At 39.1% G+C, this 14,054-nt stretch carries 13 protein-coding genes; 1 reads left to right on the top strand and 12 read right to left on the bottom strand.

All coding sequences use genetic code 11. The annotated features are described in order from the left end of the window. Positions 1 to 3 precede the first annotated feature (3 nt). From DS031_RS20625 to DS031_RS20595, 7 genes are all read right to left on the bottom strand, one after another. A complete protein-coding gene (locus DS031_RS20625) occupies positions 4 to 894 on the bottom strand; it encodes a DUF58 domain-containing protein (RefSeq protein WP_113808089.1) in 891 nt (296 codons plus the stop codon). Continuing rightward, entirely contained in the window at positions 891 to 1,898 is a 1,008-nt protein-coding gene (locus DS031_RS20620) for an AAA family ATPase (RefSeq protein ID WP_113808088.1), read from the bottom strand. The genes DS031_RS20625 and DS031_RS20620 overlap by 4 nt, the downstream gene beginning before the upstream one ends. A 5-nt stretch (positions 1,899 to 1,903) precedes the next feature. Continuing rightward, positions 1,904 to 3,508, bottom strand: a complete 1,605-nt coding sequence (locus tag DS031_RS20615; protein ID WP_113808087.1) for a coiled-coil domain-containing protein — start codon at positions 3,506 to 3,508, stop codon at positions 1,904 to 1,906. Next, the gene (locus DS031_RS20610; RefSeq protein WP_113808086.1) at positions 3,505 to 4,371 is read right to left on the bottom strand and encodes an ABC transporter permease; all 867 of its coding nucleotides are present in this window, start codon (positions 4,369 to 4,371) and stop codon (positions 3,505 to 3,507) included. Before DS031_RS20610 ends, DS031_RS20615 begins: the two co-directional genes overlap by 4 nt. Beyond that, complete coding sequence (locus DS031_RS20605; RefSeq protein WP_113808085.1) at positions 4,372 to 5,304, bottom strand: ABC transporter ATP-binding protein; 933 nt, start codon at positions 5,302 to 5,304, stop codon at positions 4,372 to 4,374. Beyond that, positions 5,301 to 7,751 (bottom strand): hypothetical protein, encoded by a 2,451-nt coding sequence (locus DS031_RS20600; RefSeq protein ID WP_113808084.1) that lies wholly within the window; start codon positions 7,749 to 7,751, stop codon positions 5,301 to 5,303. Before DS031_RS20600 ends, DS031_RS20605 begins: the two co-directional genes overlap by 4 nt. A gap of 307 nt (positions 7,752 to 8,058) precedes the next feature. After that, entirely contained in the window at positions 8,059 to 9,030 is a 972-nt protein-coding gene (locus tag DS031_RS20595) for a bile acid:sodium symporter family protein (RefSeq protein ID WP_113808083.1), read from the bottom strand. A 197-nt stretch (positions 9,031 to 9,227) separates the two neighbouring features. Between DS031_RS20595 and DS031_RS20590 the strand changes: the two genes are divergently transcribed. Further along, a complete protein-coding gene (locus DS031_RS20590) occupies positions 9,228 to 10,415 on the top strand; it encodes an RNA-guided endonuclease InsQ/TnpB family protein (protein ID WP_113808082.1) in 1,188 nt (395 codons plus the stop codon). A 259-nt stretch (positions 10,416 to 10,674) separates the two neighbouring features. On the opposite strand, the gene DS031_RS20585 is transcribed toward DS031_RS20590, so the two are convergent. The 5 genes from DS031_RS20585 to DS031_RS24320 form a co-directional block, all read right to left on the bottom strand. Continuing rightward, positions 10,675 to 11,217, bottom strand: a complete 543-nt coding sequence (locus DS031_RS20585) for a 5' nucleotidase, NT5C type (RefSeq protein WP_113808081.1) — start codon at positions 11,215 to 11,217, stop codon at positions 10,675 to 10,677. Positions 11,218 to 11,327: 110 nt separating this feature from the next. Continuing rightward, positions 11,328 to 12,308, bottom strand: coding sequence for an alpha/beta hydrolase family protein (locus DS031_RS20580; protein ID WP_113808080.1), 981 nt, complete (start codon positions 12,306 to 12,308; stop codon positions 11,328 to 11,330). Between the two features lie 12 nt (positions 12,309 to 12,320). Next, the gene (locus tag DS031_RS20575; protein ID WP_113808079.1) at positions 12,321 to 12,866 is read right to left on the bottom strand and encodes a helix-turn-helix domain-containing protein; all 546 of its coding nucleotides are present in this window, start codon (positions 12,864 to 12,866) and stop codon (positions 12,321 to 12,323) included. Between the two features lie 231 nt (positions 12,867 to 13,097). After that, a complete protein-coding gene (locus DS031_RS20570) occupies positions 13,098 to 13,406 on the bottom strand; it encodes a heavy-metal-associated domain-containing protein (RefSeq protein ID WP_181833270.1) in 309 nt (102 codons plus the stop codon). A 463-nt stretch (positions 13,407 to 13,869) separates the two neighbouring features. Next, a partial coding sequence (locus tag DS031_RS24320) for a transposase (protein ID WP_245947455.1) occupies positions 13,870 to 14,054 on the bottom strand: 185 nt, incomplete at its 5' end.

Genomic DNA, 14,054 nt, shown 5'->3' with positions numbered 1-14,054 from the left:
TCTTCACCTCGCCATCATAAAACCGTTCGCAGCGATACGAGAAAAAACAACTTCTTCGAGCGGTTCGTTTGTTAAAGAGGATACAAAACCAATTCCTCGTTTTCCTGCAAAAGCTCGAATCGTTTTTTCGTGCTCGCGAAACCGTTGATCATAACTTTCTAATACAGCTCGATTCATCGACACATCACGCGATGCGCCGTTTTCAATATCAATTAATTTAAGATCACCTGCATATGCTGGTGATTTTTCCTCAGGAAGCAGTACCTGCATCAGTAAAATCTTCTGTTTACGAGCCTGAAGCAGTTTAATGCCTTCAAAGATTGGCTCAGGCGCTTCAAGAAAATCACTAATCATGACGCTAATTCCTTCATGTCCTTTACTATTTTTTACCGTATGCTGAAGAACAGAAGCAAAAGACTCCTCGTGAGCCAATGTCTCAAACTTTGCGATCATATTGAAGATGTTATGAACAGCAGCTTTCCCTTTTATGATTGGATGAAAGGTTTGATTGCTGTTTGAGAGTACTTTCAAGCTTAAGCGATCATTGTTCATAAGCGTAATAAACGAAAAAACTGCTGCTAATTGTTTGGTGCGCTGCCATTTTTCTTCATGTGCTCCCATTGAACGAGTCGCGTCTACATAAACACTTACCGTAAGCTCTTTTTCATCCAAAAAACGTTTAATGTAATGTTTGTGCGTGCGCGCGTACGTATTCCAATCAATTTGCCTAAGATCATCGCCGGGATAATAAAGTCTGAAATCAGAAAACTCTAAAGAAGAGCCATGTTTTGTTGAACGGTGCTCGCCTTTATTGGTTCCGCGAATAAAGGGCGGTGCCGCAAATGAAAATCGTGATAACTGCTTCAAAATCGCTGGTGACAGCAGTTCACTCATGATACTTTTTCCTTTTTCTGTACCGCTTCGATGATGTTATCAATTAAACTGTCTGTTAAAATCCCAGAAGCTTCTCCTTCAAAGTTTAAAAAGATGCGGTGACGAAGAACAGGCTTTACCATATCATTTAAGTCCGCAGTTGACACATTGTATCGCCCATCAAGAAGCGCTTTTACTTTTGCTGTTAAAATAAGACTTTGAAGTCCACGTGGTCCTGAACCATAACGGACATATGTTTTGACACGCTCAGGAGCATTTTCATCGTCAGGATGACTCGCCATAATAAGCTTTACCGCATAATCAAGCACCGAATCAGCAAGTAAAATATCGCGTGCTTGGCTTTGAACCGCTCTAATAAACGCACCATCACAAACTTTTTCAAGCTGCTCATTAGAGGAACTCGTCGTTTTTTGGACGATTTCTTTTAATTCTTCTCGCGTTGGGTAGCTTACATTTATTTTTAATAAAAAACGGTCCATTTGTGCTTCAGGAAGCGGATATGTTCCTTCAAGCTCTATTGGATTTTGTGTAGCTAAAACAAAAAATGGCTTCGGAAGCTGTTTCACTTCTCCCATCGTTGTGACGGTTTGCTCCTGCATCGCTTCAAGAAGAGAGCTTTGCGTTTTCGGGGTTGCCCGGTTAATTTCATCAGCAAGCACGATGTTTGCAAATAGCGGTCCTTTATGAAAAACAAAGGTTTGCTCTCCTCGTTCGCCCGGCTGAATTATGTTTGTACCGGTAATATCTGTCGGCATTAAGTCTGGTGTAAATTGAATTCTTGAAAAATCAAGTGCCATCACTTCAGAAATTTTTCGAACGAGCATCGTTTTACCAAGTCCCGGCAGTCCTTCGAGTAAGACGTGACCGCCGGCAAAAATTGATAAAAGAATAAAATCGATCACATCCTTTTGGCCGACGATAAATTTGCCGAGCTCTTCTTTAATCAATGCTGCTCTTTCGGTAATGTCTTGAATATCAAGCTGCTCTTCGTTTCGTTCTGTCATATTCCTTACTCCTCTCTAGGCTCTAAATCTGAAAAATATTGTTTCACAACTTCTTCTAAATGATTAGGAAGATCCATTCGTTCCATGCTTTCCCTATATGTTGTTTCATAGTTTCCGTATACACTTTCATACTCTCTTGCTTCTCCTGGTAAAATTGGCGAGTTTGGCGCTGTCTGCAGTTCACCGTCACCGCTGTTTAATTGACCGCCGTCTCTTTCACTATTTTGCTTTCCGTCAAGCTGCTTTGGGACGGTTAACAAACTGTGTTCTCCCTGTCCGCTGCCTGCACCAGTTCCACCAGTTCCTCCTCCAAAACCGCTTCCTGAACCAGAACCTTGGCCAGAGCCGCTTCCTGATCCATTTCCTTGTCCGCTCCCGTTCCCTGAGCCATTACTTGGATTTTGACCGGAATTAGGCTGTCTCCCGTTTCCGGGGGCCGCTGTATTACCAGCAGGCTGCCCGCCATTACTGCCATTTGGAGAAGAAGGATTGTTTGAAAATGTTAATGCACCAGTTGATAAATTGGCAGCAATCATTTCATTATTTAATCCTTCTGCCAATCCCAGAAGCTCGGAATTTGCATCTGCAAGCGCTCCTGCAGCGGCCGCTTGATCGATTTTTCCCTGCAGCTGTTTCTCAAGGGCGACGAGTACTTCTTTTAACTGTTCATCATTTAATGATTCTAATGAAGGCTGATTTTCTGCTCCTACAGCATTCATAAGCTTTTGTAAATCAGCCAGCAGTTCTTTGCGATTTTCAGGGTTACTTTCTTTCAGCTCTTTTTGAAGTTTTTCTAGTGCTTTTTGAAGCTTTTCTTTATTTAACTCATTTAGTGAAGACGCGGTATCGTTAAGTTTTTGGTTTTGTAATGAACGCGCAAGCTCCTGGAGGTTGTTTTTCTCGTTCAGCGCTTCTTTTTGAAGTTCAGCAAGCTTTTTTTCTGTTTCGAGAAGCTTTTCAAGAATTTTTTCGGCATCTTTCGTTTCCTTCACATTTTCTTCTAATTTTTGAAGTGCCTCTTCTGCTTCTTGATTTAGTTTAGGCTTTTGTTCCTCAACAAGTTTTTTAACTTTTTCTTTCGTTTCAACAGCAATTGTCTCTTCTCTTTCAAGCTGCTCTTCTTTTTCCATCATGCTGTTTGGAAACAGAAAGCTAAGCACAATGACACTGCTTAATACAACAGAAGCAGTTAGCTTTTTTAGATAGAAAAATTGAACCTTTTGCGAGCGAACTTCCGACATTGCTTCCTTCATGCGCTTTATCGCATCAGCACGCTGCATGTTCATCATTTTTTGATCGGAATCGATATGTTCGAATGCGGTAATAACACGGTCTCCTAAAACGAACACATCAAAAGCTTTCGCTGTCTCGGTAAATGATGGTTTCCGATAAAAAATTAAACCAATAAAAAGGAGAACCGCTACTGGTATGAGCAGCAGCAGTTTAAAAGAAAGATGTGTTACAACAACAAAGCGGCTAAAAATAACAATAAGAAAGGCTGGAGCACTTACTGTAAAAAGCACAGCATAAGCAGAAATTACGATATTTTGCAGCCAAATTCGGTTTCGCATTTTTACTAACAACGTAAAAAATTGCTGTTTTTGGTTCATGCTTTTTTTCTACCTTTTTTCATTGATGGACGAAGCTTTTTTATACTAACCGCTAACGTAATCACGCTAACACTTAAATACGTAATGACAAATCCCGTTGTAAGCGGCAGTTTAATTGATGAATTTCGTAAAAATTCTTGTTCAAACCCCGGCTCTAAAACGGACACGAGCACTGCAGGCGGATTAAGCATCATTAATAAATATGGTAAAGGTGTTTCTGTTGGAGATTGCTGTCCTGGAATATAACCGAACATAACTTCTTGAAATAGGAGAAACAAAAAGACAATCCCTAATACAACAACAGCGGTAATCCCGTACGTCGTAATGGTCGCTGTCATTGTTTTTCGAAGCAGCGTTGAAAGCATAATACCAAGACTCCCGACCGCAAGCATTGTGACAAGATAAATGCCAAACGTAATAAAAACAAGATTTGGCGAAACACCTCCATATAAAAAGACAATGCTGTAAAGCGGAAGTGACGCAAATACCATTAAGATTAAAAAGGCGAGCGAAGAAATTAACTTACTTAAAATAACCGATAAAGATGACTGTTCTGTTGTAAGCAAAATGTTCAGTGTTTGCTTTTCGCGCTCACTGCTGATAATGCCTGCTGTAAGGCCTGGCGTCATAAATAAAATCAGCCCTAACTGCCCCATAGAAAGCACGATAAATAAGATTCTGCTGTCTTCGGCACGAAAAAAGTCCATTCCAAAGCCGGTTTCAATATAAATAAAACCAAGTGCCGCCGCACCGAGCACAGCTAAATAAAAGAAAAGACCAAGAAAGCTTTTAAAAGAACGAAACCTCAGCTTTATTTCTTTATTTAACATCGGATTAATAAAAAATGCTGACAGCTTTGACATTTAACCCGCTCCTTTCGTAATTTCCATAAAGATATCTTCTAAATTGCTTTCTTTTTGTGAGAAGGTTAAAATCAAAAGCCCGTTTTCTACCGCTCGTTTTAATAAATAGACTTGCTCTTCATTCGTCCCATTATATGTGAGATGAAGAACACCTTCTTCTTCCTCATCAACTTCGACATTATAAACAGAAGCATCTTCTTTAAAAAAGGCTGCTGCTTTTTCGAGCTCATCATTCACTTTTACACGAATTATTTTATTCCCCTGCAGCTTTTGTTCAATTTCTTTTACGTTGCCGTGTGCAAGCAGTTCACCATTTTCAATCACACCAATTTCATCACACATTTCCGCAAGCTCAGGCAAGATATGAGAAGAAATTAAGATTGTTTTATCCATCTGTTTTAATTCTTTTAAAATATCTCGCATTTCAATCCGCGCTCTTGGATCAAGTCCTGAAGCCGGTTCATCTAAGATGAGTACATCTGGGTCATGAATCAATGCCCTTGACAGGCAGAGACGCTGCTTCATTCCGCGCGACAACGAATCAACGTAAGCATCTTTTTTCGCACTTAAATTAACAAGTTCAAGCAGCTGGGGCATTAACGCCTCCCGCTCAGCGCGCGGAATACCATAGCTCGCTCCGTAAAAATCCAAGTATTCATGAACTTTAAACTGATCATATACACCGAAGAAATCAGGCATATAGCCGATGTGTTTTCTAACCATTTTTGGCTGTTTTGTCACGTCATAGCCGTTTACATACGCCGTTCCTGAACTTGGGGCAAGTAAGGTTGACAAAATCGAAAAAGTTGTCGTTTTCCCGGCACCATTAGGACCGACAAAGCCAAACACTGTCCCTTTACCAATTTTTAATGACAAATTATTTAATGCCGTAAACGATCCGTACTGTTTTGTTAAATTGATAATTTCAATCATGGTTTTGTCACCCCTTCAATCGTTACTGCCGGTACAGCAATTGGACCATTATTTGTTGTCGTTACAGCGCGCAGACGAATTTGCCTGTTTTCGGCGATCAATGCATCGATTTGTTCTTTTGTGATGTTATTTCCAAAACTAATTTCAATCGGTTCAAATGCGCTTGTTTTTCTATTAAATATTTGATAGGATGCAATATTGCCATGAGAACTTTGGTTTGAAAGCTTAAATGTTTTTACTTCAAACCCTCGTTTTTGAAGTACACTTGGAACCTCATAATTAAATTCATACGTTCCTGCTGTTCCATCAATAAACCCTTCGCCTCGTAATACCCCATTAAAATGAAGCTGCCCAGTGATGACGTTAACATCAGGATGAGAAAGCGCAACATTTAAAGAAATGCTTTGATCAGCAGGAAGCTCAAATGAAAGCGCCTGAGCAAACAAGTGCAGATTACTTTCTTTTGTTTCTTTACTGTTAACTGAAACATCGACTAAATGATCTTTCGTAAAACCAATCACAAATAATCCTGCTTGACCTTCGGAATTATTATTACTTAATAACCCTGACCAAAAGCTCATTTCAAGCAGACGGCGCTTGGCTTCTTCTTCTCTGTTTCCAAGAAATGGTCCGCCGTTATAACCGTAAAGAGAAAAGATTGTTTGTTCATTTAACGGCTGAAATAAATTCGTTTTTGAAGTCTTTATCGAAACTTCTTTTGAATCACCAGCTTCAAGAGCGTCAATTTTAAAGTGACTCGGCCCATTTAAAACAATTAATTCATCAAAGCTGTACCGTGTATTGTTCGTAATTGTGCCGCTAATTGAAGCACCGTCAAAAACAAGGCTGCTTTCAAACGCGCCATATTCCTCAAACGGAAGGGTAAAACCGAGACTTCGTGGTGTCCAAAATTCAACATCACGAAATGACGTTACAGTTTGCTGTTCCTTCACTTCAATTATTGGCACACTATCATAAAAAGCTTCCGATCCAGGAGCAAAGTGATGTCTTGCCCCAGTTGGAAAAGGATGAAGATTTGAATCAATTGTCATCGTATAAGTGCCCGCATCATTAGACAGCATCGACACACCGCCATGACCGCTTCCCTGACCACTTCCATTTAACGATACAACCGCACTTGTACTCGTTTGAATTTGACCAATTCGATCTTTTGCGCCCACCATATAAAGAGACACACTTGATAAAATTGCAATAACCGGAATAATGATCCAGCTCCATTCCCGTTTATCAAAGCGTTTTAATACGAAATAAAGAAGAATTCCCACAACCACAATGTAAAGGACAAATAAAAGAACAAGCACTGATAATGGAATATTTGCTAGTGATTGAAACATACTTGTAATGTCAGAAAGCTGCTGTGAAAAGTCTTCATACATATGCTGTGCTTTCGGATCTTGTGCTCCAGCGGTTATAATACTCGCAAACAATGTGTTCCATAATGCTTTGTTACCTTTCCAATCGATGATTTTACTGCTTCCTAAATCATAACCGATTTGGGTCACCGCACCCTCGCCAACCGGCAGTGAAGAAATAAGAGGAAGATCGTTCTCTGAAAATAACACCTCCGCTCCTTCCTGCAGTTCTCCAAAAGCCGCTTCTAACGCCGCACCTCCAAAAGGTTCTTGGCCGAGCTGTTCTAAAGTTGTGAAAGAGGTTAATGGTTTCGTTTCCGTAACATTTACCGGCAAGTAATTCGCTAATTCACCTAATTTGGAAGATAAATTCGGCGTATCACCAACAACAAGGCGGCCGCCTTCTTCAATCCATTTCATCAGCGCTTGCTGTACATCCTGATCCAGCGAAGCAATTGAATAATCATGGACAACTAACACATCCAGCACTTCAAAGCCGGTACTTTGTTTTGGCAAATCTTCTTGATCAAGCTGAATAAGTTCGGGACTATTTCCTAGATGGGAACTTAATTTTAAATAATTCAATGAATCAGGATTTGTGCTTAATACACCAAGCACTAAGCGATCTTCAGGTAAATAGTTTGGCAGAAGATCTAATTTAGAATCAATGGTAACCTCTTTTCCATCTTTCCAGCTTCCTTCATATAAATGAAACATCTCAACATTTTGATTATTACTCTGTGACTGCAAAAAATCTCGTTCAATTGATGGAATAGAAAATGAAATGGTTTTCGTTGTTCCAGAGGCAATGTCAATTGGGATAATCATGTTTCCAACTGAGCCGTAGCTTTTAGGAATGGTAACTGCTAAATCACCAGCAAAATCTTCTCCATTGTTTGTAATCGTTAACTGTACCGGAAATCCCCTTTGATATTGAGCTTTTCCTTTTAATCCAGCTTCTATTTTTATGTCTAACCGATTTTTTGTGTCAGCTGCGGCTGTTTGTCCCCAGCCCGGCAGCAGTGAAAATAAAAGAACACTGATGACAAATAGCTGTATTATGTATTTTTTCAACACCTCAACCCCCTATTTTTTCCTCACTATACATAACGAGAACAAATTAAAAAAAGTTTCAAAAACTTTTTCTTATAACCATCTCACCTTTCAAATTTAATAAGACTATCTTTTATACTTTTCTAATTATATATTAACATATTTTTCCTTATTTGATAGTTTGAAAATTTATGAGTCTATTACTGTAGGTAAGTGGGAGAGGTTTATACGGTGTTTGAAACAAATCGAAGTTAAAGAAAAGCTGCTTGTATCATGAAATAAAAAGGGCAAGATATTTCTTAGAACGGCGTAAACTGCCGTTCTATCTTTAGGCTCTTTTTCTTATTACACTTCTTGTCTCAGAAGAAGCGTAATACTTCTCCAGTAAGTAACCGCTAAACGCGGCCAGCACTTGCTGAAAAAGCATGCCGATAATAACAGGAAGAGAAACAAGCGGTGGAAAGTAAGCAATCGCAATAACGGCGCCTGCACTAATATTTCGCATTCCGCTGTTATAGATTAATGAAACGGTGGAAGAGTTATCTGCTTTTAACAACTTAGCAGCAAGCCAGCCGCTCATATAACCGATGATCGCAATAAGCAAAACAAGGCTCGCAACCAATATAAATTGACCATTTATATTTTTAAAATATGGCGCTGCGGTTGAGCTGTTAACGGCGACAACAAACCCAAGACCAATTTTTGAAAACGGGGCAAGCTTTACACCGAGCGTTTCCTTTACTCTTCCTTTTGTTGCTTGGTTAAGGATCATTCCCGCTAAAGAAGGAAGCACAATCATCCATAAAAGACCTTTCATCATTTCAATTTCGTTCATTTCAACGGCTGTTCCAACAAAAAACTGCAGAAAAAACGGCACAATAAGAGGGGACAGCAATGTATCAATAAGAATAATGGAAAGTGTAAGCGCCACATTTCCTTTATACATCGATACCCAAATAAGACTTGTGATCCCCGTAGGAATTAAAAATGCTAAGATTAGGCCGATCACAAGATAAGGTTCGTCGTTAAATACAAGACTTCCAATTCCTAGTGCTAAAAGCGGCATTGATACATGAAGCACAATTAAACAAGTAATCATAGCCAGAGGATGCTGAAGTACTTTTTTAAAATCACTAAAGTTTGAGCTGAGACTTCCTGAAAACGTCATAAACGCAAATATCCACGGTACTAAATAAACGTATGTATGAAGCGATTCGGCCAACAGCACCCCAATTGCTACCGCAGACGGTGTAATAAACGGCATTGCTTTTTGTAAATAACTGTTCATTGTTTGAAGCATGATTTAAACTCCTTAGTTTGACTTGACTGTTTTAACGAAATTCAGCCAGAAGTCCCCTTCCTCAAAAATTCAATGGCATTTTAGGTGGGGGATGAATGGCGTTTTTGTTTTGGTGTTTGAAAATAAAAAATAATCACATCTTCCTATAGGCGAACTTTTGTTCTTGATAGTAAAATAGAAGTATGGAGGTGAAACCCATGTATCGCACAATGAAAGTCCCGTTTTCTGCTTCTGTTGCTGTCATTCAAAAGTTGTTTGAAATCCGCCGTCTTTGTGCCGTTGTTTGGAATGATTGTGCCCAAATCGCTCGTTATTATTACCGGCTTGGTGGTGGTTGGATCACCAAAAGCGATCTTCAAAAGGAACTAAAAGGTCTCTATTGTCTTCACAGTCAAACGATTCAAGCTGTCGCTCATAAATTCCTTCAAGCAAGAGAAGGGGCGCAAAAAGCGAGAAAAGCAGGATTCAATGTCCGCTACCTTTGGAAGCATAAATTTGTATTCAACCCCAAATGGGTCGGACAATCGTTTACACTCCAAGGAAAGAAAATCACTCTTTCATTAGGAATATGGAATGGCAAACGTCAGCCGAAATTAACACTTAAACTCCCTAAAGTCCCTCCAGGAAACGTAAAAGAAGTCGAATTAGTCTATGATCGAAAATGGTTGATTTGTCTTTCGTATGAAACCAACATCCAAGAAGAACCCCCTAAACAAGGGATAACCGCAAGTATCGACCCCGGAGAAATTCATACCATTGCCAGTGTAACCGAAAACGGTGACAGCCTTGTCATCACCGGCCGCTATCTGAGAAGCATCCATCGTTTACGAAATAAAAAAGTAAAAGAACTGCAGAAGCTGATGAGCCGCTGTAAAAAAGGATCCAGACAATGGAGAAAATACAACCGTGCCAAAAAATATGTGCTGTCTAAAAGTGAGGAACAACTAAAGGACGCGCTTCATAAAACAACAAAACAATTCGTGGACTGGTGTCTTCAACATGACGTCAATCATATAGTAATCGGCGATGTAGAAGGGGTCCAGCGAAACACGAAAAAGAAAAAAAACAAAAAGACGAATCAAAAGCTGTCCAACTGGTCGTTTGGAAAGCTGTATGTCCTTCTTGTCTATAAACTAAAAGCAAGAGGCATAACCATTGAAAAAGTTGACGAGCATTTTACATCCCAAACGTGTCCCGTTTGTGGAAACCGCAAAAAAGTCAGCCATCGAACGTATCAGTGTCCATGCGGGTATAAAGAACATCGTGATCTTCATGGCGCAAGGAACATTCTCACCAAACAGCTGTATGGGAAAATGATCGATTATCCACTTCATGATCCCTTGTATATAAGACCAACGTATCTACGACCTGCAGTTTCAGCTTAAGAAGCATTTTTTCTGCTGAAAGGAAGTAGTAGACGGGCAGAACCGCCCCTTGTTCGTTGTGAAACGCACAAGTTGCCTACGGTGGCAGTTTTCTGTCGGGAGACACGAAACGGAAAGACCACTATCCTCAAAAGGGATGTTTGGTTCCAAGCACAAAGGCAGTGTTGATGACACTTGTTCCAGCTGGGACGGCTTTTGGACTTGGGAACTTCAAACAGGAAACCCCTTCCTCAAGCGCGAAGCGGTAGGGAGGGGAGGTTCATATTCCCCAGCTTTTATCGTTTAAGGCGCTTTCGAATTCCAACCAGTTTTTTACTCTCGGCACATCTACCTCTCTATTATAAGGATAATCCATTGCAACGGCGAGTCGACCTGTTGCGGAAAATTCTCTTAAATTGTGCGGGGCGTCATCAAATAATAAATCACCGCAGATCATATTTTTACGGTGAGAGAAAATTAAATTGCGCTTTCCTATAAACGGAAGATGTTTTTCAATCCATCTTTCCTTTTCCCGAAAGGCAGTAGACACACTGCTTGTTACAATTAAAAGATCATACTTGTGATGCAGCCTTTCTAATACTTCTAGTGCGTTTGGTAATGGATTTAAATGTAAAAAAAGGCCAGGTTCATTTAAGTAATCATAAATTTTCATCCCGCATTCAGGCTTTACATATTTTTCAGAATTCCAGCATTTTAATTTTTCAAAGGATAAATCATCATCATAGTCGCTGTTATAGCGCTTATGCCAATCTGACATTAAATCACATATAACAGAATCCATATCAATACATAATGTTTTCACTTTCATACCTCTTTTCATTAACGGTTTCTCAACTATTATAAACGATTTCTAAAAAACAAAAAGAGTCAACTGCTCGATCTAGTTTGACTCTTTACTTTTGAATGAATTTATTATCTTAAAATTTTTTTATTTTGATTTGCTGTTTTAAACTGATTTAACCAGTTTTCCATAACCTCTTTTGCTTCACTGTGAAGCGGTTTGCCAATGCTTTCATTCATGAGCTTCTTCGCTTTTAAAATCGATTTTTCATGGGTTTGTTCTTTTAAACCGTGCTCCATGTTTTGAATAATATGATACTCACTTTTACCCTGCACTAAATGCTCTAATTCTAGTAAAACGTCACTATTTACGAGCGCGTCTTTATCGCCATGAATCACAAAAACAGGAATCGCCACCTTTTTCAATGATTCTCTCGTATTAAATGCAAAGTGCTCTCTAAACCATTTAGCGTTTACTTTCGCAAAATTGTAGCGAATCACATCTTTATTTGAATTTATTGCTTTATTAAGCATTTTAGCGGCCGCTTTTTCTCCTTTTTTATCAATTTTCAGCTTATTGTTCACCCATCCTTTTAGCCCAGGTTGCGATTTTAATTCACCGTAAGCATTTTGGCGCTGGTGGATTAACGCCTGCTCAATATTATCAACCCCACCTGATAACAGCATAAGACCAGCTAAATCTACTTTCTCATTTAATGCTGTCGCAATAACCCTTCCTTCACTGTGACCTGCGCAAATAATTTTTTCAGGATCAACACACGCTTCATTTTTCAAAAAATCGACCGCTCGCTCTGCATCTTCTACTAAATCCCACATCCCTGTTTCATGCCAGTTTCCTTCACTTTTACCTGTGCCTCGTTTATCATAGCGAAACGTCACAAAACCGAGTGATGAAATAAAATCTGCAAGCTCTTTATAAAGATTTAACTGAAACTTCCCTTTTGGACCATTTCCATCTCGATCTAAAGGACCGCTCCCAGCAATTAGTAATACAGCAGGAAATTTTTCACTGCTTTTATCTGGAACCGTAAGCGTCCCTGTTATGTTTACATCCCCTTTTAATACGACTTCTTTTTCAATCATCGTTTTCATCCCTATTTCCCCCTATTCTTCCCTCTCATCTCCTTGATCTAACGGAAAGGTAATCGTTGTAAATGTTCTTTTTTTGCGGTTTTTACTCGGCTCATTAAAAAGATGCTTCATAAACACTTCCTTTAAATCGTGAGCAAACTCTATAAACTCTTCACCTGTCATATACATGACAGCCTGACGAAACGACACACCATCTTTTAAAAGGTCTGCATCATCATCTTGAATGTACTGTTCATAATCTTTCATATGACTGATTAAAAACATCATAAACACCTGCATATGATCCTCTTTAGACATTACTCTTAGTTCTGCTTCTGTTAAATTCGCGTTTTTTTCGTTTACAACATAATATTTTTCAACCGTTCCTCTTACCTGCTTCTCTTCAGCAACCGTAATAATGCTGTTTTCTTCTAACTTTTTAATATGGCGATACAAGGTTGCTTGCGAAATTCCTTTTAGTCTTTTCGAAATTTCTAACGGCGTTAACTTCTTACCTCCAATTAATTCTTGAAGAATTTTGATTCGCTCTGGATGCATCATCACTTTCAATTTATCCATATGAATATCTCCTTTCTAATATTATCATTTTTGATAATATTAGAGTAAAAAAATAGAACCCTTACACTTACTATATTTTATTCATTATTATCACTTTTGATAATAATATTATTTCATTTTTTTGTCAACCATTTTTAACTTTTTTGTAAGTTAAATTTAAAAAGATTGCAGGAAGCTCCTAATGGCTGGCTGCAATCTTTTTTTACAAATAGTGTTTATAGACTTTAGTCTTCATTCTAATTCTATGGAATGAAAACCAAAAGATTCAAGAGATTTTTCAACCCATTCCGGTTTCATAACAGCTTCATTGTAACTGACAGTGATTAACCCTTTTTGAGAATCTAAATGAAAGTCTTGGATCCCAACAATGTTCTGTAAAGCATCCCTTACCTGCAGTTCACACCCTTCACAAGAAAGGTTAACTCCAGAAAAAACAGCTTGCCCATTTTCCGCATGAACATCATTTGTTCCATAATTGAAAAGCATCACTGCAAATAAAGCAGCCAAACCAAGTACGCTTGAGAGAATAAGTTTCTTCATCATTTATGCCTCCTGTCCAATGAAAGATGTTATAATTAGTTTTTTCATTTATTTGGAATTTATTCGCAATTGTTTAAGATACTAACTTAATTGAAGAAGATACCTTATGTTGAAATCTTTCAATAAAAATACCGCCCTCACTTTTGTGTGAGAGCGGCAAAGTGTTTATTATTCTTTTTGACAAGACTTACTAGAAAAACATGAACCTCCCCTCCCTACCGCTTCGCGCTTGAGGAAGGGGTTTCCTGTTTGAAGTTTCCAAGTCCAAAAGCCGTCCCAGCTGGAACAAGTGTCATCAACACTGCCTTTGTGCTTGGAACCAAACATCCCTTTTGAGGATAGTGGTCTTTCCGTTTCGTGTCTCCCGACAGAAAACTGCCACCGTAGGCAACTTGTGCGTTTCACAACGAACAAGGGGCGGTTCTGCCCGTCTACTACTTCCTTCCAGCAGAAAAAGGTCTTCTTAAGCTGAAACTGCAGGTCGTAGATACGTTGGTCTTATATACATGGGATCATGGAGGGGATAATAAATCATTTTCCCATACAGATGTTTGGTGAGGATGTTCCTTGCGCCATGAAGATCACGGTGTTCCTTATACCCGCATGGACAATGATACATTCGATGGCTTCGTTTTTTGCGGTTTCCAC

This window comes from Bacillus taeanensis (genome assembly GCF_003318295.1).
GTDB lineage: Bacteria > Bacillota > Bacilli > Bacillales > UBA6769 > Maribacillus > Maribacillus taeanensis.
This window is presented reverse-complemented; position numbering and strand designations above follow the sequence as displayed.